25 protein-coding genes are annotated in these 21,837 nt (G+C 46.9%); 19 read left to right on the plus strand and 6 right to left on the minus strand.

What is annotated here, in order from left to right; genetic code table 11:
* Window positions 1-63: 63 nt before the first annotated feature.
* Both ABRS97_RS21045 and ABRS97_RS21050 read right to left on the minus strand, forming a co-directional pair.
* Window positions 64-744 (minus strand): phosphatase PAP2 family protein, encoded by a 681-nt coding sequence (locus ABRS97_RS21045; protein WP_367817239.1) that lies wholly within the window; start codon window positions 742-744, stop codon window positions 64-66.
* Between the two features lie 86 nt (window positions 745-830).
* The gene (locus ABRS97_RS21050; RefSeq protein WP_367817241.1) at window positions 831-1,745 is read right to left on the minus strand and encodes a LysR family transcriptional regulator; all 915 of its coding nucleotides are present in this window, start codon (window positions 1,743-1,745) and stop codon (window positions 831-833) included.
* Window positions 1,746-1,852: 107 nt separating this feature from the next.
* Between ABRS97_RS21050 and ABRS97_RS21055 the strand changes: the two genes are divergently transcribed.
* From ABRS97_RS21055 to ABRS97_RS21065, 3 genes are all read left to right on the plus strand, one after another.
* Entirely contained in the window at window positions 1,853-2,230 is a 378-nt protein-coding gene (locus ABRS97_RS21055) for a CidA/LrgA family protein (RefSeq protein WP_367817242.1), read from the plus strand.
* Entirely contained in the window at window positions 2,227-2,916 is a 690-nt protein-coding gene (locus tag ABRS97_RS21060; protein WP_367817244.1) for an LrgB family protein, read from the plus strand. The genes ABRS97_RS21055 and ABRS97_RS21060 overlap by 4 nt, the downstream gene beginning before the upstream one ends.
* A gap of 96 nt (window positions 2,917-3,012) precedes the next feature.
* A complete protein-coding gene (locus ABRS97_RS21065; RefSeq protein WP_367817246.1) occupies window positions 3,013-4,302 on the plus strand; it encodes an amidohydrolase in 1,290 nt (429 codons plus the stop codon).
* Here the strand turns inward: ABRS97_RS21065 and ABRS97_RS21070 are convergent.
* Window positions 4,299-4,598 carry a hypothetical protein gene (locus ABRS97_RS21070; protein WP_367817248.1) on the minus strand — a complete coding sequence of 100 codons (300 nt, stop codon included), beginning with the start codon at window positions 4,596-4,598 and terminating at the stop codon, window positions 4,299-4,301. The genes ABRS97_RS21065 and ABRS97_RS21070 overlap by 4 nt on opposite strands.
* A 331-nt stretch (window positions 4,599-4,929) precedes the next feature.
* Between ABRS97_RS21070 and ABRS97_RS21075 the strand changes: the two genes are divergently transcribed.
* Window positions 4,930-5,238: a hypothetical protein gene (locus tag ABRS97_RS21075; protein ID WP_367817249.1), complete on the plus strand. Its 309-nt coding sequence runs from the start codon at window positions 4,930-4,932 to the stop codon at window positions 5,236-5,238.
* A gap of 16 nt (window positions 5,239-5,254) precedes the next feature.
* Entirely contained in the window at window positions 5,255-5,725 is a 471-nt protein-coding gene (locus tag ABRS97_RS21080) for a hypothetical protein (protein WP_367817251.1), read from the plus strand.
* 548 nt (window positions 5,726-6,273) lie between these two features.
* Here ABRS97_RS21080 and ABRS97_RS21085 read toward each other — a convergent pair.
* Window positions 6,274-7,275 (minus strand): CgeB family protein, encoded by a 1,002-nt coding sequence (locus ABRS97_RS21085; RefSeq protein ID WP_367817253.1) that lies wholly within the window; start codon window positions 7,273-7,275, stop codon window positions 6,274-6,276.
* A 326-nt stretch (window positions 7,276-7,601) separates the two neighbouring features.
* Here ABRS97_RS21085 and ABRS97_RS21090 point away from each other — a divergent pair, with 326 nt between their 5' ends.
* The 14 genes from ABRS97_RS21090 (at window position 7,602) to ABRS97_RS21155 (ending at window position 20,001) form a co-directional block, all read left to right on the plus strand.
* Window positions 7,602-8,744: an acyl-CoA dehydrogenase gene (locus ABRS97_RS21090; RefSeq protein ID WP_367817254.1), complete on the plus strand. Its 1,143-nt coding sequence runs from the start codon at window positions 7,602-7,604 to the stop codon at window positions 8,742-8,744.
* 39 nt (window positions 8,745-8,783) lie between these two features.
* Window positions 8,784-9,917: a citrate synthase gene (mmgD, locus tag ABRS97_RS21095; protein ID WP_367817256.1), complete on the plus strand. Its 1,134-nt coding sequence runs from the start codon at window positions 8,784-8,786 to the stop codon at window positions 9,915-9,917.
* Window positions 9,914-11,362: a bifunctional 2-methylcitrate dehydratase/aconitate hydratase gene (locus ABRS97_RS21100; RefSeq protein WP_367817258.1), complete on the plus strand. Its 1,449-nt coding sequence runs from the start codon at window positions 9,914-9,916 to the stop codon at window positions 11,360-11,362. Before mmgD ends, ABRS97_RS21100 begins: the two co-directional genes overlap by 4 nt.
* A gap of 18 nt (window positions 11,363-11,380) precedes the next feature.
* A complete protein-coding gene (gene prpB / locus ABRS97_RS21105) occupies window positions 11,381-12,289 on the plus strand; it encodes a methylisocitrate lyase (RefSeq protein ID WP_367817260.1) in 909 nt (302 codons plus the stop codon).
* A 25-nt stretch (window positions 12,290-12,314) separates the two neighbouring features.
* Window positions 12,315-13,496, plus strand: a complete 1,182-nt coding sequence (locus ABRS97_RS21110) for an acetyl-CoA C-acetyltransferase (RefSeq protein WP_367817262.1) — start codon at window positions 12,315-12,317, stop codon at window positions 13,494-13,496.
* A 14-nt stretch (window positions 13,497-13,510) separates the two neighbouring features.
* The gene (locus ABRS97_RS21115; RefSeq protein ID WP_367817263.1) at window positions 13,511-14,395 is read left to right on the plus strand and encodes a 3-hydroxybutyryl-CoA dehydrogenase; all 885 of its coding nucleotides are present in this window, start codon (window positions 13,511-13,513) and stop codon (window positions 14,393-14,395) included.
* Window positions 14,396-14,451: 56 nt separating this feature from the next.
* A complete protein-coding gene (locus ABRS97_RS21120) occupies window positions 14,452-14,982 on the plus strand; it encodes an ATP-dependent Clp protease proteolytic subunit (RefSeq protein WP_367817265.1) in 531 nt (176 codons plus the stop codon).
* 110 nt (window positions 14,983-15,092) lie between these two features.
* Window positions 15,093-15,545 carry a MarR family winged helix-turn-helix transcriptional regulator gene (locus tag ABRS97_RS21125; protein WP_367817267.1) on the plus strand — a complete coding sequence of 151 codons (453 nt, stop codon included), beginning with the start codon at window positions 15,093-15,095 and terminating at the stop codon, window positions 15,543-15,545.
* Window positions 15,546-15,556: 11 nt separating this feature from the next.
* Window positions 15,557-16,774 carry an MFS transporter gene (locus ABRS97_RS21130; RefSeq protein ID WP_367817268.1) on the plus strand — a complete coding sequence of 406 codons (1,218 nt, stop codon included), beginning with the start codon at window positions 15,557-15,559 and terminating at the stop codon, window positions 16,772-16,774.
* Between the two features lie 85 nt (window positions 16,775-16,859).
* Entirely contained in the window at window positions 16,860-17,285 is a 426-nt protein-coding gene (locus ABRS97_RS21135) for a hypothetical protein (RefSeq protein WP_367817270.1), read from the plus strand.
* Window position 17,286: 1 nt separating this feature from the next.
* Window positions 17,287-17,565 carry a DUF2653 family protein gene (locus tag ABRS97_RS21140; RefSeq protein WP_367817271.1) on the plus strand — a complete coding sequence of 93 codons (279 nt, stop codon included), beginning with the start codon at window positions 17,287-17,289 and terminating at the stop codon, window positions 17,563-17,565.
* A 232-nt stretch (window positions 17,566-17,797) separates the two neighbouring features.
* On the plus strand, window positions 17,798-18,088 hold the full coding sequence (locus tag ABRS97_RS21145; RefSeq protein ID WP_367817273.1) for a Calx-beta domain-containing protein: 291 nt from the start codon (window positions 17,798-17,800) through the stop codon (window positions 18,086-18,088).
* Complete coding sequence (locus ABRS97_RS21150) at window positions 18,030-18,494, plus strand: Calx-beta domain-containing protein (protein WP_367817275.1); 465 nt, start codon at window positions 18,030-18,032, stop codon at window positions 18,492-18,494. Before ABRS97_RS21145 ends, ABRS97_RS21150 begins: the two co-directional genes overlap by 59 nt.
* Before the next feature lie 130 nt (window positions 18,495-18,624).
* Window positions 18,625-20,001 (plus strand): PDZ domain-containing protein, encoded by a 1,377-nt coding sequence (locus tag ABRS97_RS21155; protein WP_367817277.1) that lies wholly within the window; start codon window positions 18,625-18,627, stop codon window positions 19,999-20,001.
* Between the two features lie 51 nt (window positions 20,002-20,052).
* Here the strand turns inward: ABRS97_RS21155 and ABRS97_RS21160 are convergent, their stop codons facing one another.
* Both ABRS97_RS21160 and ABRS97_RS21165 read right to left on the minus strand, forming a co-directional pair.
* A complete protein-coding gene (locus tag ABRS97_RS21160; RefSeq protein ID WP_367817279.1) occupies window positions 20,053-21,075 on the minus strand; it encodes a copper amine oxidase N-terminal domain-containing protein in 1,023 nt (340 codons plus the stop codon).
* A 191-nt stretch (window positions 21,076-21,266) separates the two neighbouring features.
* Entirely contained in the window at window positions 21,267-21,692 is a 426-nt protein-coding gene (locus tag ABRS97_RS21165) for a VOC family protein (protein ID WP_367817281.1), read from the minus strand.
* Between the last annotated feature and the right edge of the window lie 145 nt (window positions 21,693-21,837).

Below are 21,837 nucleotides of genomic sequence, written 5' to 3' on the forward strand. Positions count from 1 at the left end.
GGTACTGCTCCCTCAATAGAATTGAGTTACAGTACCTCATAATGGGACTTTTTCAGTGGCCTCTTATTTTGTGGAATTGGAGGTTCTTTCTTTAACTTTTTTATTAGAGTAGCGAAATTCTTTGTACCATTGGAAGAGCCAAACCATGATAGCAAACCAAAAGCCGCTTGCGAAATAAGCGCCGATGACATCGCTGGGATAATGAACCCCTAAATAAATGCGACTTATTCCTATAAGGACAATCATGCAAACGCTGAAAACGACCAGTGTAGTTCTACCGCGGCGTGTGGCCATATGCCTCCATAGGAGAAATGCGATTGTGGCATACAGCGCAAATGCTTCCATGGAATGGCCGCTAGGAAAGCTATAACCCGTCTCGGTGATGAGGCGGTGCAAGCTTGGGCGTTCCCGGGTGAAAATGGACTTGAGAATTTGATTGAAGATGGCGGTTCCGGCAAGTATCATCACAAGTAGCGTAAGTTCAAGCCGGTGATGCAGCACTTTATAAAGAAAAACGATTAGGCCTAACGAGAGGATTACGACCGTCTTTGTTGATCCAATGAAAGTAAAGATTTTCATAATAACCGTCAACCATGGTGCTTCCATACCTTGAATGAAAGCAATAATCGTGCTGTCAAATTGCTTAACCAGTTGCCCGCTGAACAGAGAAGCAATACAGAGAAAGCAAAGGAAAGAGAAGATACTGAGCATGAAAACGAATGTAACTTTTAACTTAGGGGTCATGAGGCAATCACCTGTGTATGAAAGAATGGTCGTATGTACATCTGTAAGATGAACTTAAAAATAACATACTTAAGGTATGCAAGCAATTAGTATGAATGTTCTGAAGATTGAGCAACAGGATTTGTGAAAATATCTTTTGTGAATCGTATCCATTCCCTCGCTGCTAAAGAAAGGTAGCCATCTTTGCGCCACGCCATGACTAACTGCCATGGAATTGTTGGTTGAACCAAGGGAACAACCGCAATTTTGCCAGGTTTAAGCAATTGACAGATTGTACTAGGCAGCATTGCAATACCTAATTCAGCTCCAACCATCTCGCCTATAAAGTCCCACTGTGAGCTTTCATAGACGATATGAGGTTCGAAACCAACTGAGCGGCATGCAGCAATAATTCGGCCATGCAGGGCAAAATCGCTATTAAATAAAATGAAGCGCTCGTTCGCTAGTTCTGCAAGTTCAATTTTCTCTTGGTTTACCAGCCTGTGAGAAGGATGCATAATGACCTTTAGTTGATCCTCGAATAACGAATACGAATCAAACAGCTCCTGCTGAATGGGCGCCAACATAACACCCACATCTATCGTACCGTCTGCTGCGTATTCCTCGATTTTATTAGCTCCATCTTCAATCATTTTGATCATGATGCCTGGATAGCGGTCTTGAAACTTTTTAAACACGTTCGGAAAAAAGTTCGAACCTGCCATAGGCGGAAGTCCAATTCGAATGCTTCCTTTGTTCAAAAAAGTCATGTCATTGAGTTCGGCCTGCAACTGGTCGAACAGTTGTAGGATAGGCTGGGCGTAAGTACAAATCGCTTGGCCTGCATCCGTTAGTTTAATTTGTTTGCCATCCCGGATGAACAACTCGACGTTAAGCTCGTTTTCTAAATTTCGAATGGCTTTGGAAATCGTTGGCTGAGTAATGTGCAAAGCTTGCGCCGCTTTGGTAAAGCTGTTAGCACGAACAATTTCATTTACATATTGCATATGGCGGATATCCACGAAACCCCTTCTTTCATAGATAAATGGAATGAAAATCATAACTTAAATTCATTTTACCCATGATAATTCATTTTGTATACTGAATGAACAGAGAGGGGCGGACGTGTATGAGAAGCTTATTTCAAACGATGATTCAAATCGCACTATTTATCGGTATAGCAAAATTTTCCGATGCTCTTGTACGCTGGCTGCATATTCCTGTACCTGGCAGTATTGTCGGCATCGTGTTGTTGTTTGGCCTCCTCAAAACGAAGATCATTCGACTCCATTGGGTTGAAAAGGGCTCTTCCTGGCTGCTTGGCGAGATGCTGCTATTTTTCATCCCCGCGGCGGTCGGGATTATGAACTACAAATCGTTAGTGATTCACAGCGGACTATCGATCACAATCACGATTGTTGGCAGCACAATCGTCGTGATGCTGTGTGCGGGCTTAATGGGGGAATGGGCAGCAAAACATCATCGAAAAAGGAGGGAGGTGGCATGACAGCTGCATTATGGGCCATAATCTGGTTCTGTGGAACCATTGCCTGCTACTGGGCGTCAAAACGGCTTTATCGGGCATATCCAAAAATATATCTGACGCCGCTGCTCGTGGCTCCGATCGTCATCATCGCCGTCATTTCCATTAGCGGCGTCAAGTTCGATGCGTACAACGAAGGGGCTGGCTGGCTTAGCCAAATGGTTGAACCTGCCACCATTGCGCTTGCGGTTATGCTCTATAAACATTTCGATGTTATGAAAAAACATGCATTCGTTATTATGGCTAGTGTCGGCTGCGGGGCTGTCGCATCCATTGTCACATCAGCGGGTTTAGCTCATCTATTCGGCTTAAGCACCGAAATTGTAGATAGTTTAGCGCCGCGCTCGGCTACGACGCCAATCGCCATCTCCATTTCTCATGGCATTGGCGGTTTGCCTACGATAACCGCAGTTGCCACATTAATTACAGGCGTTCTGGGGCTTGTCCTAGGCCCTTATATCGTAAAATGGTTCCGAATTCGAGGGCCTGTGGCCCGTGGTGTCTTGTTAGGTACAAGCGCACATTCGGCAGGGATTAGCAAAGCATTCGAATATGATGCTCTTACAGGCTCTGTTGCCGGAATTGCCATGCTGGTGACCGCGTTCGTCACCTTATGCATAACCCCGCTGCTTATTGGCTGGTTTCAATAGACGCAAAACTTCAATTCTAAGGCTGCCGTCCGCTTGACCTTAACCTTACGTTATCGTTTAACCTTCTAGCTATTACAAATCTAGGAGGTTTTTTCGATGAACATAGTCATTCATAACGTTATGATTCACACGATGAAAGAAGCTGAGGTCCCGTATTTTGGTCAAATTGTGATAGAGGGAGAGGAAATTGCAAACATGGGTCCGGATGAACATGCGGAAGCGGATACGGTTATCGATGGCAAAGGGATGCTTGCTATGCCTGGACTCATAAATTCGCATCAGCATACGCCCATGAGCTTGCTGCGAGGCTTTTCAGATGATCTTAAGCTGATGGATTGGCTCAGTAAAAAAATGCTTCCGGCAGAAGCTAATATGACCCCAGAGGACATCTACTGGGGAGCCAAGCTGGCGATGGCAGAAATGATTAGATCAGGCACAACGGCATTCGCCGATATGTATATTTATATGAATGAAATTGCCGAGGCTGTAGTAGAAGTTGGCATGCGAGCTTCCTTAACGAGAGGACTGGTCTTTCTGGAAGATGACCAAGGGAAGAGATTAACCGAAGCCATAGATTTAATTGATCGCTGGAGTGGACGGGCAGATGGCCGAATAACGACGATGATCGGTCCGCATGCTCCTTATACATGTCCGCCTGAACCTTTGAAAGAAGTCATCCGCCTTGCACGTGAGAAAAAGGTTCCGATTCATATTCATTTGGCGGAAACGAAAGAAGAAGTGATCAAGATGAGAGAGACCTATAATCAGACGCCTACTGAATATTTGTATCAGATAGGTCTTTTCGAACATGATCACGTGCTTCTGGCGCACGGGGTTCATTTGAATCATCGAGATATCCAATGGTTGAAAGGGATGCGCGGCGGTGTCGCCCATAATCCTGTGAGCAATTTGAAGCTGGGTTGCGGCATTGCGCCCATCGTGGAATTGATGCATCAAGGCATAACGGTTGGACTCGGAACGGATGGAGCGGGAAGCGCATCAACACTGGATATGTTCGAGGAGATAAAGGCAGCAGCATGGCTGCAGAAACTGGATTACGGAGATCCTACAGTACTTCCCGCGGTCACTGCGCTACGTATGGCAACAGTAGAAAGCGCCAAGCTGCTGCAAATCGATAAGCAAGTCGGCACGCTTGAAGTTGGGAAAAAAGCGGACATCATCTTAATTGACATGAATAAACCCCATTTACAACCAGCGCATAATCCGGAGTCTTTGCTGTCCTACTGCGTGAATGGAGCAGATGTGGACACGACAATCGTGAATGGAAAAATCCTGATGAGACATCGAGAGTTACTTACCATCGATGAAGGTGAACTGCTAAATCAAGTATCTGTGCGCGCCAAGCGAATCGTAGCGGGCATTTAAATTCGGAATCGCGAGATTTGCTCCCACTGTTCCTCTCTCTCCAAGATCTCTCTCTGCTTCGGTCCGATCAGATCGAAGTGGGGGTAGGGAGGCCGGTTATGAATATAACGAGGATTGAGACCGTTCGCAACACACCATGCCGATAAACGTTCCAAATTGGCACAGCCAACCTTCGTTACGGTTCGAATGCCCGCAAATCGTTCATCCAGCCAGTAATGGGTTAAAAAAGCGATTTCGCCGCGAAGTACGGCCTCTTGCCATGAATGCAATTCTGCTCTCCGTATGCCAAATGCCATGTAGGTGTCCATCCTTTAGAAGTGCATGTAATGAAACTAGTATACCACGTAAGTTGAGCTTGATGGATATCCTTCACAGCGCCAATTTTTGAATCAAGGAAATCACGGAGCAGGGGTTTAACCTGCTTCTTTTTTGGTTACAAAGAAAGCAAAAGGATATATTTATATTGCTTCGGACCTATAGAAACAAGTAGAATAGATAAGAAGTGTGATGAGAGCGTTACTCATCACTCACGGGGAAATGAAACCTTTTCTTGCTAGCAACTCTAAGATCAAGCCATTCACGACCCACACGAAAATAATCAGCTTCATAGAAAAGGGGAAGTAATCAGTGAGAGTTAAATTGAATTTTACGAATAAAGGGAAAGTGGTCATTGAAAATTTCAACAACGAAGAGCTGCTTGAAATTTTCAGCAGATACATCAACACACTTACAAAGAAGTACGCTGTGGATGTTGTTGTTCCCGCTGAAGACAATCAGACGATCGTAGAAGAGGGCACGGTTAAGGTTGAGCTATCCAACGTTAACTGCGACGTAGAAACCTTCTTTAAAGAGCTGGGCAGAGATATTAAAGTTCCTCTAAAGAAACGGACGGACGGCAAATTAGAGAACATTTTTAAATTAGAAGTCCTTAAATAGGGATACGGGGGCCTTTATGCTTAGTTTCCAGCAAAAGTTAGAGATTCTGGCATCTTTTCCGGAATTAGAACGCAAAGATGTGTCGCTTGGACGGGTTAATTTTCATTACGAGGAAAGCGCCTTTGATAAAAAAATAGTGGCCTACCACATCCATCCGAATGGAAACGGATTTGTGTACGCAGGCCAGATGAAGGGTTATGCGACTGATGAAAAAGGGTTCGTAAATATCCGTGAATGTACAGCCGACGAGCTGCGAGCCCTTGTTGAGAAGTCCATTCAATCCCTCACAAGATCAGGTGACAAGGCAGGCGGCAAGAAAATAGATGGCGAGGAACGTTGGATTGACGAGGATGATCATATCCTGACCGTTACCTTTGTCGAAGACTTGTGGTACGTTCATGCCGGAAAGAATCTGGATGCCGCCTTTGAAACGTATGAAGAAGTTGAAGAATACATGCAAGAAGAAGGATTTTTAAGGGATTTATAACGGAGGACTGCTGAATAGGCAGTCTTTTTCTACGAAAGCAGATGTCGTCAGGTTTGTGCGTGACGAGCTCGCAGAGCGGAGAGTTTCCGCTCGTATCGTGTGGTACGCGCATTTGACATGATGGACATACGGATGTGCCACAACGGATTGGATCACCCAAGATCACTCAAAACGCGATTCGATCTGCGAGAGATCGTGTTTTTGCAGGGGTGAGTGGAACGTGGGTGCGTTAAGAGGCGGAATTTATGGTCGTGGGGACATTTCGCGGAACTACAGTGTGTTATGAGTGGGAAATGCTGGGTTGTAGGCACGTATGGGGTCATTTAACGCACCCTAGTTCCGCTTCAGAGGAAGAAAAGGGGCGTTACCCTGGAATAAGGCATCGTAGTTCCGTCGATATCGCTGTATATGGAGAAAGGCAGTCCCACAGTACCTCCTCGGGCGCGCGTTGTGCGCCACCGCATGGCGGCTGTCGCACTCCCCATGCGCTAACATATGGCTTATACCAAGGGACGCCGCTAGGCGTTCTTCTTGTTTGTCTAAGCGGGCTAACGTTTACGTGTGCTGCTTGGCGAGAGAATCCCTTGATTCGTTAATGACCGAATCATATACAGAGCACGCTGTTTATAAGAATGAGCGGCGGCGGCTTTTTTCCCGGCCGTACGGATTTGCCTCATTTTCTGAGGATGATTTAAATAGTAGCGGACTAGACGGAGAGTATCGTGCGGCGATTTGGAAGTGATTAAATGCTTGCCAGGTTTAAACAGCCTTCTGATTTCTGGGGTATCGCTTGTAATTAGAAACCCACCCGACCCTAGTATTTCATATGTGCGCTGGGTAACTTGAGTAAGTTGGTTTTGTAGGCCGAGGATAATTTGGGCTGAGCTGTATACTTGATTCGCTTTCGTATAATGCAGGTAGCCGCGTATCCATTTTCTTGGAATTGGTGCGCCGAGCAACCGTTTCATCTGACTCCATTGCCTTCCCCATAAAGCGATGGGGATTTTATTTTTAACGAGAGGACTAATAAGTTGGTGCAGGGACTTAATGCGATGATGTCGCGTATATTTGGCGAGGATGTGAGGATATGCATTCGCTACGATTGCAACATCGGCGCGGTATTTCGCATTTACCGGGACGGGGTGGTGTACCCTGGGATGATAGCCGAAATCCAAATGGGCAGCTTTGAAACCCATCTTCTGGTATTCGCCGACTCTTCGCTGGCAAATCGTGAAAATAAAATCTGGTTTCACCTGGCGAATGTAAGGCAAAGTAAAGGTCTGGGTATGCGTGGGATCTTCCGTTGCCCAGTATACATGGGGGATGCCCGATTGCTTCACATATTTCCGAATCCATTTTCGTTTTTTTGGTTGATGCTCGCGCGTCCATCCTAAAGTAATGATCAAATCAGGCCGGAAACTGGCAATCAGCCTGGGTATTTTTTGAGGCGTTAAGCGACCGGAAATTTTGACTTGATGGCCGGCATCGCGAAATCCATTCGGAAGGCCGTGAATCCACATGGGGTGATTCTCCAGAAATAATATCTTCATAAAATGTCCCTCCTTTTTGGTTTGAATTGAACAGGCTAAACCACATCGCGAAATCCCTTTCCCGTCATCACTTATGGTATGTGGAGCAAATCCCGCAATCCTGAGCGCCTGCCCAGCGATACTGGAAATAGGCCAGGAGGCAGGCCTTCTCTGCATGCTGTTCACGTTCTTTTCCTAAATAGAAGTTATAAGCTTCTTTCACCCGTGTATATATAGAATGAGCCCACAAAGATGCAAGCGCTTTAAGGGTTTGTACAAAAAGCTAGTTACGCAATAGTCTTCGCTGCAGCTAAAGTTATGGCTACCATGTTGAAGGGGGCTAGGGCATGTACTTTCAATGGTCGGATGAGCAAGAAATGATTCGCCGGATGGTGCGGGATTTCGCTGTACGTGAGATTGAACCAACAGCTGCTCAGCGAGATGAAGAAGAGAGGTTTGATCGGTCCATTTTCGATAAAATGGGGGAACTAGGCTTGACTGGAATTCCGTGGGGAGAAGACTACGGCGGACTGGGGTCGGATTTCGTTACGTATGTGATGGTCATTGAAGAATTGTCGCGAGTGTGCGCCTCCACTGGCGTGATGCTGTCCGTACATACATCACTTGTCGGCTGGTCCTTAAATAAGTATGGAACGGAGGAACAGAAGCAAACGTACCTGCGGCCGATTGCACAAGGAAAGCGTCTCGGCGCCTATTGCTTGACCGAAAGCAGTTCAGGCTCTGATGCCGGAGCAATGCGAACAACGGCGAAGAGAGACGGGGACGCTTATGTACTTAGCGGATCCAAAATCTTTGTGACCAATGCGGGAGAAGCCGAAATTTACATCGTTTTCGCGCTTACCGACCCGGAGGCCAAGCATAAAGGATGCAGCGCTTTTATCGTTGATAAAGGTTCTCCCGGGTTTTCTTTTGGGAAAAAGGAAAGAAAGTTAGGCATCCGCTCATCGCCAACGATGGAGATTGTGTTCGACAATTGCCGTGTTCCTGCAGAAAATCTTCTAGGCAAGGAAGGGGAAGGGTTTACCCTTGCAATGAAGGCGCTGGATGGGGGGCGAAATGGCATTGCTGCGCAAGCGCTTGGCATCGCACAAGGAGCGCTGGATGCATCTCTCACTTATGCGAAGGAGAGAAGGCAGTTCGGCAAGCTGATTGGCCAGCAGCAGGCTATCGCTTTTAAGCTCGCGGATATGGCAACCAAGATTGAGGCAGCGAGACTGTTGACCTATCAAGCGGCTTGGCGAGAAAGCAAGGGGATGTCCTACGGCAAAGAATCCGCTTATGCCAAGCTTTTCGCCAGCGATACGGCTGTACAGGTAACTGTAGAGGCCGTGCAAATTTTCGGAGGCTATGGATATACCAAGGATTTCCCGGTTGAACGCTATTTACGCGATGCAAAGGTTACGCAAATTTATGAAGGAACGAACGAAATTCAGCGTCTGGTTATTTCCAAAATGCTTCTAGCCGATTGATGGAAGAGGCAATGCGTCAGAGGAAGGGAGAGGAAATAGATGGATGAGCGTCTACGGCCCGGACTTGAAAATGTGATTGCCAGCGAAACGGATATTTCGTTTCTGGATGTTGAGAAAGAAGAGATTGTGCTGCGCGGCTATGACCTGATTGAGCTTGCGCGGCAGGTGAAGTACATGGATATCGCAGCTCTGCTGCTTGATGGCGAACTGCCTTCACCGGAAGCACGACGCGCCTTGGAAGACAAAATTAAATCGGAATATGAGTTCCCCCAATCTGTGCTCGCTATCTTGCAGTTGCTTCCAGACCATGCGAACCTGATGGATGTTCTGCGCACTGGCATTTCGGCTATTGCCGCTTTCGATCCTGAGCTTGATGATCGTTCCCGTGAAGCGAATACCCGGAAAGCGATTCGTTTGCTCGCCAAAGTGCCGCAGATCCTAGCGAACGGATACCGGGCAACGGCGAGTCTGCCATTTATTGAGCCTCGTAAGGACTTGTCCTATACGGCAAACTTTTTATATATGATAACCGGGCATGTTCCGTCTCAGATGGAAGAAGAAGTGTTCGATCAGTCCTTAATCGTATACAGCGAGCATGAAATGCCGAACTCCACATTTGCAGCCCGGGTTATTGCTTCAACCCAAGCGGATATTTACGGTGCTTTGACAGGAGCAGTCGCCTCGTTAAAAGGCACCTTGCATGGCGGTGCGAATGAAGCGGTCATGCTCATGCTGCTTGAGGCAGGTTCAGCGGAACAACTTGAAGCGTTCATGCTGAAGAAATTGCAGCAGAAGCAGCGGATTATGGGCTTCGGACACCGGGTATATATGAAAAAGCCGGATCCGCGCGCCATTCTTATGAAAGAAGCGTTGGCAAACCTCTCGGCGGCTAAGTGTCAGCCTGAACGCTATGAAATGTGTGTCGCCGGGGAAAAAGTGATGGAACGGGAGAAACAGCTGTATCCGAATTTAGACTACTATGCCGCTCCGGTGTATCATTTGCTCGGCATACCGATAGCATGCTTTACACCAGTATTTCTCGCTGCCCGCACGATCGGAATCAGCGCTCATGTGATCGAACAACATGCAAACAATCGCCTTTACAGGCCGCGTGTTCTGTATAATGGGCCACGCGATTTGCATCCATCGCCCAAGGGGGATGAACATCGATGAGCGGTACCGAACACGCTTCTGTTAGAGAAAGAGAATTCGATCCATTGCTCGTCGCTATTGCGGATTACACGCTCGATTATGTGATAGAGAGTGATGAAGCTTATCGGATTGCTCAATATGTGCTGATGGATTCGCTTGGAACCGGGCTTTTGGCGCTTCGTTTTCCTGATTGCACCAAACTTTTGGGGCCGATTGTCCCAGGGGCTGATCTGCCTGGAGGCGCCAGGGTGCCAGGGACTAGACTTGAGCTCGACCCGGTTCAAGCCGCATTCAACATCGGATGCATGATCCGTTGGCTCGATTATAACGATACTTGGCTTGCAGCCGAATGGGGGCATCCTTCCGATAATTTGGGCAGCATCCTGGCAACTGCCGATTATCTCAGCCGCAGCCGAATAGCGGAGGGTAAAGCGCCGCTGCTTATGAAAGACGTTCTGACAATGGCGATTAAAGCGCATGAAATTCAAGGTGTTCTAGCTCTCGACAACAGTTTAAATCGGGTTGGGCTCGATCATGTGCATTTTGTGAAAATCGCTTCGACCGTTGTAGTCACTGCGATGTTAGGGGGGAACAAAGAGGAGCTCCTGAACGCGCTCTCCAACGCATGGATCGACGGCGCAAGCTTAAGAACTTACCGCCATGCCCCGAATACGGGGTCGCGTAAATCTTGGGCAGCCGGAGACGCCACAAGCCGAGCCGTGCGATTGGCGTTAATGGCAGTAGGCGGGGAAATGGGCTATGCCTCAGCCTTATCCGCGAAAAGCTGGGGGTTCCAAGATGTGTTATTTAAAGGCAAAGTTTTGACGTTAGGGCGAGCTCTAGGGTCATATGTGATGGAAAATATATTATTTAAAATTTCGTTTCCTGCTGAGTTTCATGCGCAAACCGCGGTGGAATGCGCATGTGATCTGCATCATTCGGTGATCGGGCGACTGGACGAGATCCACCAAATTACGCTGTTCACTCATCAATCAGCGATTCGCATCATCGACAAGCGGGGACCGCTGAAAAATCCGGCTGACCGTGATCATTGTCTGCAATACATGGTTGCGGTTGCTTTGCTTTTCGGGACATTAACCGCTGAGCACTACGAAGCAGAAGCGGCGAGCGATCCGAGAATAGACGCACTTAGGGAGAAAATGGTCGTACTAGAGGAGGATCAGTACAGTCATGATTACCTCGATCCCGAGAAACGCTCCATTGCTAACGGGATCGAGATTTCGTTCAAGGACGGGACGAAGACAGACAAAGTGGTCTGTGAATACCCGATTGGACATCGCAGACGCCGCGAGGAAGGGTTGCCGAAAATTGTTCAGAAATATGAATCCAACTTGCTTACCCGGTTTCCTCGGAAAAAGTCCGCGCAAATCCTGAAGCTCTCGCTGGATTACGATCGGCTTATTCAAATGCCTGTGCATGAATTTATGGCCCAATTTGTCATTTGAACGGAGGGGGAAGAATGTATGGCGTGGCTGGTCGAAAAGGAACCCAATCAAGCAGAGTTGGCTGCTGATTTCCGCAAGCTCGTGGAAGCGGGCCCCTTCGTGCAAATTCCCGGCGCTCATGACGGCATGGCAGCCAGAATAGCGAAGCAATGTCAGTTCCAAGCGATATATCTTTCCGGTGCGGCATTCACCGCCAGCCGGGGACTACCGGACTTAGGCATTATCTATTCCAACGAGGTCGCAGAACGTGCCCGTGAATTAATCCGCGCATCGGGACTCCCTCTGCTGGTTGATATCGATACCGGGTTTGGCGGTCCGTTGAATGTGGCCCGAACAGCCAAAGAAATGGTCGAGGCAAAGGTGGCTGCCGTTCAGATTGAAGATCAGGAAATGCCGAAAAAATGCGGGCATTTAAATGGCAAGAAGCTGGTATCGATCCAGGAAATGGTTCAGAAAATTCAAACGATCAAAGTAACCAGCCCGACTCTATTCATACTGGCTCGAACAGATGCCAGGAGCGTCGAAGGGATCGACGCTGCTATCGATCGAGCAAAGCATTATATCAGCGCGGGTGCGGATGGCATTTTTCCCGAAGCCTTGGAGAGCGAAGAAGAATATCAGTGTTTCGGCCGAGAGATCAAAGCGCCACTTTTAGCGAATATGACGGAATTCGGCAAGACGCCTTACTATACGGCTGAGCAATTCGAAAGCTGGGGATTTCGCATGGCCATCTATCCAGTGACTTCATTGCGCGTCGCTGCCAAAGCCTATGAACGCGTGTTCAATGAAATCAAGCAATCCGGGACGCAGAAGGATTCATTGGGAGACATGCAAACGCGGAAGGAACTGTATGACGCCATTCGTTATGAGGATTATGAAGATTTGGATGCGCGTATAGCCAAAACCTTACTGCCGGAGAAAGAGTAGCTGATCGCTGAAGGAGGAGGTTCTCATGCGGGAAAGTGTTATCGTCAGCGGGGCGCGAACGCCTTTCGGCAAATTCGGAGGCGCGTTGAAAGAAGCAAGAGCTGTAGAGCTGGGCGGAATTGCAATAAAAGAAGCTATTGCGCGTGCTTCGCTTGAAGCTGCCGATATCGATGAAGTGCTCATGGGCATGGTGCTGCAAGCGGGCGCCGGCCAAATTCCTTCCCGACAGGCGGCGAGACTTGCAGGGTTAAGCTGGCAGGTGACAACTGAGACGATAAACAAAGTATGCGCTTCCGGTATGCGGAGCGTGACGCTTGCGGATCAGATCATCCGTTCAGGCGATGCCGACACGATTGTGGCAGGCGGTATGGAAAGCATGAGCAACGCGCCGTATATGCTGCAAAGCGCGCGTTGGGGAGCACGTATGGGGAATCAGGAGATGGTTGATGCCATGGCGCATGACGGACTCCTGTGTGCATTCGAAAAAGTGCCGATGATCGTGCATGGCAGCCATGTGGCAGCTGAATTTGGAATCAGCCGCAGTGAGCAGGACGAGTGGGCGCTGCGCAGCCATCAACGCGCTATACAAGCGATTAACAAAGGCTTCATGGCAGAAGAAATCGGTTCGGTCCCAATAAGCAGAGTGGGAGGCACTGTAGAAATCATTAGCGATGAAGCGGCGCGGCCAGACACGAGCCTCGAAAAACTTGCCGCTTTGACTCCTTTGCATGCTTCGGATGGGACAATAACGGCGGGCAACGCCCCAGGCGTGAATGACGGGGCTGCGGCATTGTCGATCATGTCCTTGGATAAAGCGCGGTCTGCAGGGGTATGTCCGTTAGCTGTTATTCTCGGTCATACATCCGTTGGAGACAGAGCGCCTTATATTGCGACTACACCAGCACTCGCTATTCAGAAACTATTAAAGATAACGTCTATGAAGCTGAGCCAGATTGACCGGTTTGAAGTCAATGAAGCTTTCGCTGCCGTACCCTTAATCTGCGGAAAGCTGCTCGGTTGGGATGCCGAAAGGGTAAATGTGAATGGCGGCGCTGTTGCGCTTGGCCATCCTATTGCTGCCAGCGGAACAAGAATCATATTAACGCTCATCCACGAACTGCGCAGGATCGGAGGCGGTTATGGGATCGCAGCGATATGCAGCGGCGCCGCGCAGGGGGATGCCATTCTTTTGCGTGTGGACGTATAAGGAGGATCATCCAAATGGACATACGAACTATCATGGTTGTAGGCGCAGGGCAAATGGGCAGCGGCATCGCGCAAGTTGCCGCAGCGGCTGGTGTCAAGGTGCTGCTGCATGATCTTTCCCCCGAATCCGTCACCAAGGGGGTAGCCGCGATAACCAATCATCTAGCCCGGAGTGTTGAGAGCGGGAAGCTTTCGGAGGAAAGGAAAACGAGTATCCTTAGCTGCATTGAGCCCTCGGAGTATTTGGAACAAGCGGATCAGACTGATTTTATTATTGAAGCGATATCGGAAAATAGGGAGCAGAAAGCGTCCCTTTTTCAAAAGTTGGACGTCATTTGTCCACCCTCGGTCCTATTCGCAACGAATACGTCCGCGCTTCCTATCACCGAACTTGCGGCTGTGACTGGCAGATCTACACAGGTCATCGGGATGCATTTCATGAACCCAGTGCCCGTAATACCACTGGTTGAAGTGATCAGGGGCTTGGAAACGTCACAGGAAACGTTTGAAGCTGTCTTCGGCCTTGCCAAGAAATGGGGAAAAACGCCGGTGGAGGTGAACGACTTCCCCGGTTTTGTTTCGAATCGAATCTTGATGCCTATGATTAATGAAGCCGTGTATGCCGTTTATGAAGGGGTTGCTTCGGTGGAAGCGGTGGATACCGTAATGAAGTTAGGCATGCGTCATCCGATGGGACCGCTGGAGCTTGCCGACTTTATCGGGCTCGATACCTGCCTCTCAATTATGGATATTTTATATGAAGGTTTTAAAGATTCGAAGTACCGTCCATGTCCACTGCTGCGCAAATACGTAAAAGCCGGACGTTTAGGGCGCAAATCCGGTCGGGGATTTTATGCCTATAACTTTGAAAAGAATGAAAAAAACAGTTACACAGTTTGAAAGAGGGGAATATAGTAACTGTATCAGTAAGCCGTGAACAGAGTGGAGGCTGATACATGAATGAAAGAACCTTATATTTATTTGATGGCATAAATAAAAGCTCCGTGAAAACAGTTATTGAACATATATTCAAAATTAATCAATTTGATGATGACAAGGATAAGAAAGAGAAAGAGTATAAGCGTGCTCCCATCGACTTAATCATAAATAGTAACGGTGGCAGCGTGTACGACGGGCTTGGCCTTATTAATGTAATTGATAACAGCAAGACACCCGTTCATACGTATGTGTTCGGACTCGCAGCGAGTATGAGCCTATTGATCGCCGCGAGCGGTCATAAGCGGTATGCAGGCCGATTAAGCACGTTTATGTATCATTCGGTTTCCAATCACATTGGTGGACATATGGAGCATTTAAAAAATAGGCTGGATGAAACGCAAAGACTGCAGCAAGTATATGATCAATATTTGTTATCGAAAAGTAAATTTCAGCTAGAGGATTTGGTCAACGTTCAGGAACATCAGCGTGATTGGTTTATTAATCCAGAGGATGCTTTATCTCTTGGCATCATTGATGAAATTATTTAATAAGGAGAAAGCTTGAGCAATCAAGCTTTTTTTGTTGCTCATTTGACAGTAATTGTTGTCTAACATATAATTGTTGTAACAACTAATTTTTGCGAAAGAAGGACGAAGTCATGAAGACAACCGGCAGCCATTTAGACCATTCCATTGGTTTCAATATGGGGCTGACTTATCGCAAACTTTCGAACTTGCTGCAGCAGCGTCTGAAGGTGTATGACATTACGCCCGAACAGTGGTCGGTTCTGTATCAGATCGACAAGGCGGATGGTTTGATGCAGAAAGAGATTGCCGAGCGTGTTGGGAAAGACAGACCTACGACAACAAGGATTCTTGATCAATTGGAAGGCAAGGGGTATGTCTATAAGAAAACGGGAGAGAATGATCGTCGTTCATTCCTGGTTTATATCACGGATAAAGGCAGTTCATTGATGCAAGAGACGATTCCGATCGAACAGAAAGTCATTACAGACGTCAGGCAATGCATGTCGAATGAGGAATATAACCTGTTAATGAACCTTCTTATTCGCGTTAGCAACCAGGTGAGTGAACTTACAGAAACAGAATAGGAGAAAACATCATGCACAGTCAGGAAATACACAAACTATGGACGAGATCGTTTATTAGCTTAACGATAGGCTCGTTTCTTTTATTTTTAAATTTACAAATGTTACTTTCCTCATTTCCGGCCTTTGTCAAAGAAAACTTTCACGCTGGAGACTTAACGGTAAGTCTAGTTACCAGTGTATTTGCTTTATCCGCAATTGCCACGCGCTTTCTAACCGCTGTACTGATTCGCAAAGTGCAGCGTAAAGTCATTCTGTATATAGGGTTGTTGGTAGCCGCTATTGTTACAGGTTTGTATGTATGGGCAGATTCGGTAGGCTCGCTGCTTGTTATGCGTGTGGGTTATGGAATAGGGTTCGGTATGGCGAGTACAATTATTCCTACTCTTGTCTCACAAATTATTCCGGGAAGAAGGATGGGGGAGGGCATCGGTTATTTTGGTCTTTCGACGAGTCTGGCGATGTCCATGGGGCCGATGATCGGCTTGAATGTGATGAAACAATTCGGATTTTCTACGCTTACTGTGATAGGTTCGTTCACCTTGTTGATCATTTTTCCCCTTCTGTTGCTAACGCGTTCGATTCCACCTGAGCCAAGAAAAGAGGTTTCTTCCGTCAAAACGGATGGAAAGCAACCATCGTTTAGTGCCAAGTTAATCGCGCCTGCACTGTTAAATGTGCTTTTGTCGGTCACTTACAGCGGTTTATTGAGCTTTATAGCTTTGTTTGGCGAAGCAGTTCATATCGAACAGGTTGGCCTCTTCTTCATGTTCAATGCCATCACCATTATTATGATTCGTCCTATATCGGGTAAGCTATTCGATAAAAAGGGGCATGGCGCTGTTCTGATTCCGGCAGCAATTAGTGTAGTTGCAAGTATGATCATTCTCTCTTTTGCAACTTCAATGCCAATGCTGATCTTATCGGCACTGCTTTATGGCTTGGGCTTCGGCGCTATCCAACCGACCATCCAAGCATGGATGCTGCGATCAACGCCACAAGAGCAGCATGGCATGGCCAACAGTATGTTTTATAATTCTACGGATCTAGGTGTTGCCTTAGGTGCGCTTCTGCTTGGCGCCATCTCATCCCTGTACGGATATGCCATGATGTACCGTTATTCGGCAGGTTTCATGGTATTGTTCCTTGTGTGTTATGTTTGCATTCAATTTGCCGGAGGCAAACGACCTGCAAAAATGACAAGCCAGCCCAATCGAACGGGATGTAGTTGAAACCAAACTTAGACTCGAGCGTATAGTATGGGGCGAAAGTGTACAAACTTTCATATTAACCATACAACTGGAGGGTCACAACGTTATGTTTAAAAAATTAGTCATGCTGCTGATGGCAAGCATGCTGGTGTTTGCGATTACGATGCCAACGCTGGTTGAAGCAAAATCTTCCTACAAAGCGCCGCGCAAAAGCTACACGCCTACAGAACAGCAAAAAGCGCCTGCCAATAACGTTTCCAAAAATGAACCAAGTTCCTCTACCGCCAAAACGCCAGGAGCGACAACGCCTGTCAAAAAACCTGGATTTTTTAGCGGGGGCCTTATGAGAGGATTGCTTATCGGAGGAATGGCCGGCCTCCTGTTCGGAGGGTTATTTGGCGGCATGGGAGCACTGGGCAATATACTAGGTCTATTAGTCAATGTGCTAGCTATCGTTATTTTGATTGTTGTCATCATGAAGATCGTTTCATTCTTCAAGCAACGCAGAAACCGGGATCCGAAGAGGTATTAATATGCGCCTCAGCGAACAAGAAATCATTAACGCTATCTGCTTGCATATGGCAGAGCGCAAACGGCTTCAACCAACGGATGTGGATGTTGAAATGATGTGGGACGAAGATTTAGGCTTTTCTGCAGAAATTTTTGCAGAGGGACGCAGTCAAATCCTTACACAAGCCAATCTGCTTGAAGCCATCGTGCAATATGTGTACAACCAATACGAGACTCGTGTATTTTGGGATCAAATCCAGCTTGCATTGGACGAAGAAATCGTTGCTGACATCGCCGTTTAGCTGCCCCAATAGAACCACTTTTCACCACTGGCCAGGTCCATGGGGGAAAGTGGTTTTTTGTGTGGTGGATACGTGAAAAAATACACAGATGATTTGTGAGTAATGATACGGAATGTATCGGATGGTGTGCGCTATAATCACAAAGGTGATCGATCAATTAGAAGGTAGAGGAGGAAAGCTTCCCTTATTGTACTTGGCTTGTTTGAATTCATATATTTGGAGGTTATTATCAATGAAAAAGTTGTTGTCCACAATCAAAAGAAATCAGACTCAAAAAGTTATTGCTTCAACCCTTGCGGCTATGCTTATCCTTATTCCACATACAGCTCATGTTGTTCATGCGGATCCTGCTTCAGATGTGATTTCTTTAGAAAGCTCCAGTTATTCAATCTTGGAATCAGGGGGCTCCATTTATTTGACCGTTACACGATCGAATCCATCTGACAAAGAAGTTAGCGTTCGTTATGACACGGGTGACGGATCAGCAATCAGCGGTTTCGATTATGCGATGCAATCAAGATAACGATCCGATCATTGGCCGCAAAGCCAAGCTTCAGTTCGAAGCTGCTTCTTATACAGTCAATGAAAACGATGGAACGGTTAATGTTGAGCTTGTTCGTTCAGGTAGTAACGCTGGAAGAGCAACTGTGGCATATAATGCCGTTAGCGGAACTGCTCATGAAGGAAGCGATTATGTGGAAGCCTCTGGCACGGTAACTTTTGAAGATGGAGAAACCAATAAAACGATTCAAGTGGAAATCATTGATGACAAAAGAATGGAGCCGCAGAAGAAGTTTGTCCTGAAACTTTCAAACCCAAGTGGAGCATCGCTCGGCACAATGTCTGCAACAGACATAATCATCAAAGATGATGACAGAATCATGAGATTTCCTGTCCCGGGTACCAATGAGCTCCCGAATTCTTACTAATTTCTATGCTAAGAGACAACTGTCATAAACAGTTTGTCTCTTTTCGTGCATTTTTCTTCTTTTTGTCAGTGAATACGTTTCATGTTACAGTAGGTAGATGTTGAAGTCCTTATGACTGGGGATAGAAAGTATGAAACAATTGCACAGGCTGTATTACTTGGGTATGGCACTAGCGATAGCGCTAATTATCGTTGGAGAATTGGTATGGCTGCCGGATCCGATCCGGTTCGGAAGAGGACTCTATTGGATTGATGCGCTTGATTTTCTGGTGTATGTGCTGGCGCTTGTTCCGCTTATTTGGATCGTTACTTCTGCCGTCATGTTGTTTAGAAAAGGAAAAGCTCCCCGAATAGATTTTTCATTTTGGTCAAAAATTAGAGCAGGCGCTGTTTTCATTGTCGGCTTGATTGCGATGATCATCATTCTTACGATACCGAAGCAGCTGCCGTTTTCTGTGAGCGCACTCGCCCTGTCATGGTTATTAGTGTTTATAGATTTGTTTTTTAGTGAGTGCAAAGTGCGAAAGGTTCCATATAGAAGTATATCCGCATTTGTTTTAACCGTCGGTGTGCTGCTCGGTTTATTCTGCCCGACCGGTTATTTGGTCACCTATCCGGGAATTACGCTTAATATGAACCGGTATGCCCAAATACAAGGCGGGAGTCAGCATGGAGACATTTCAGGCGTGCTCGTTTTTGACCGTCCTGCATTCCCAGTAGACTGGGTGTACGCCAAATTATTTCCTCATTATTCTATCGAAGTTAATCGTATGGGTATTTCAATCGGTGAGTACAACCAGGAAGTGCACACAGAGAAAGTGGATGCAAACGCCGCGGGAAGCGCTATTGCCTTGCAAAAGCTGGGCAGAGGGAAGGGAATTACTTCGACCGGCATCCTTGTCACAGGAATTGTAAAAAATAGTCCGGCTGAAGGTATCCTGCAGCGAGGTGATGTGATTGCGTCAGTTAGCGGACAAACGGTTACAAACGTTCGAGAATTGAGTGCCCGCATGGGTACAGCTAAACCTGGCGATCAAGTGGACATCGGGTTGCTGCGGGAAGGTAAACCAATTTCGTTGAAGATGGGGACACGCGCCTCTACGGATGATCCGAACCGGGCTGCGCTTGGGATCTATATTAGTAATCAATTGCAATACGACATTCCCGAGACTGTGAATTATCATAATTATTTGCTTCACGAAGGCGGTCCGTCACACGGAGCGATGCTTGCGCTTACGTTGATCGACCAGCTCACACCTTCCGGTATTTTGAATGGTCATCAGGTTGCAGGGACGGGGACTATAGAACCTGACGGTTCCGTCGGACCTGTTGGAGGGCTGGAACAGAAAGCCTATACGGTCAGCAGGACAGAGGCAGATGTGTTTTTCGTACCCGCTCAAAATGAAGATGAGGCTAGGAAGGGAGCACCCGATCTACAGATTGTACCTGTCCAAACGTTAGATGATATGCTCATTTGGTTGAGGGAGCATCCAAAACAAACTTCATGAACACTTACAAAAAGAGCCATCCGCTCAAATCCGCAGATGGCTCTTTTTTGTTTATTTTTCTTTGTTTTCGTCCAAGACAATTTTCCAGGCTTGGCCGATTGGCGGAAGGCTTTTGGTCAACATAGGCTTGTAGAAGCCGATGACTTGGGCACCTTTGACGAGTGCGCTTTTCTCTATTTTCTCGCCATCCTGACGAATCAAAACGGTGTCATCCGAGAGCTGCAAAACGACTTCACTAGGCGAAGTATCGCTTAATCCAGTACCCTTGATCAGGAGGCTAGTTTTACCGCTATCGTCATTACGAACCTCTGCAATTTCACCTGCAGTGCCAATGAGATCGGATTGAAGCTTCGCATCCAGAACCGTGATCCGCGAGGTAGGCGTTTGCGGCGGCAAACTCATGGTTGCAATCATGGAATGTTCAGCGGAGACGGTCAACCCGATATGAAGGTCGGAGAGACTGAGTTTCGTATCGTCGAGCATGCGATAGACCGTATCCTTGCCCACATTCAGCACAATGCCATCGGTCCCAATGCCTTGAATATGAATCAAACCTTGGTCGCCTGACGTTGTGATCGAAGTAATGACGCCGGTAACTTGGATTTTCTTTTGTTGTTCGTCTGTGGAGATAGATAGGGAGTTACCTTGCGTCGTAACCGATCCATGCAGCACTTTGTTAACAAAGGAAGCAGGTACGTAGAGTTTGCTATCCAACAGAACAGGAGCTGTGCCGAGAGTTGTGTACATTTTGTTGATGGTATAGCGGTCTTCACCTGTTTTCACTGTTGTAAAGATGTTCCTTTTATTTAAATCCACAGATAAGCTTTCTGGATTCCACGCCAGTGTAAAGCCTAAGCCTTCTGCAACGGCACGAAGCGGCAGCATGGGTTCAGTGCCAGTCGATGGCGATGGCTGGTAACCATGCTCAGCGAGCGTTTCGCCATTCATTTGTATCGAAATGGATGATTGTTCTGCAGCGTTCAGGGATTCATTGGATTCCGCGTAGGCTGCCCCAGTGGACATCATTGTGGAGAGGACAAGCAAGGAAAGGCTTTTTTTCATGATTTGATTCATCGTTGTAATTCCTTTCTGTATGTAGAGTTGTATGCTGTTCATAATCACTAACGGATGAAGCTTAGTATTTGTTGCAAGGACCAGAATAATGAAAATATTTCGTGATGAATGACCGATACTTGAAATAGAAAAGACTCTGTCGCAGTGATGCGAACAGAGTCTTTAGCAGAAACGGCTAACGTGAGAATGAATTAACGCTTGGCTTCCGTAAAAATTTGAAAAGGTATGCCGTACTTGTCCGTGATCGTTCCATAGGCCGGACTGAAAGAAGTTTCTTGCAGCGGCATGGTCACCTGTCCGCCTTGCTGCAAAGCTTCAAAAATTTGTTTCGCTTTCTCTGCATCGCTTAGCGTAATACAAATCGTAACATGATCTCCCTTGTTATAAGGTGCACCAGGGAAAGTGTCGCTAAACATGAGATCGGATTCGCCAACTTTTAACAAGGCATGCGCAATAAGCTGTTTGGCATCTGCGGATAAAGGGAATTCAGGGTTTTCCGGCATGTCTCCAAACGTTGTGCTGAACAGAACTTTAGCATCTAGCGCCGTTTCATAAAACTGAATAGCTTCCTTCGCATTGCCTTCCATGATTAAGTAGGGGATTAAACGTAAAGTCATTATCCACAGCTCCTTTGATTAACTAGTTACTTACTTATTTAGTATACAATAAGGAACATACGTTTGCAATTTATGCATTCTATATTTACAAAAAAATGATATTCATGATGTTTAGTAGTGGACTTGTCAATGCTTCATCGTTTGT

The sequence above is a fragment of the Paenibacillus tabacirhizosphaerae genome (assembly GCF_040812395.1).
GTDB lineage: Bacteria > Bacillota > Bacilli > Paenibacillales > NBRC-103111 > Paenibacillus_E.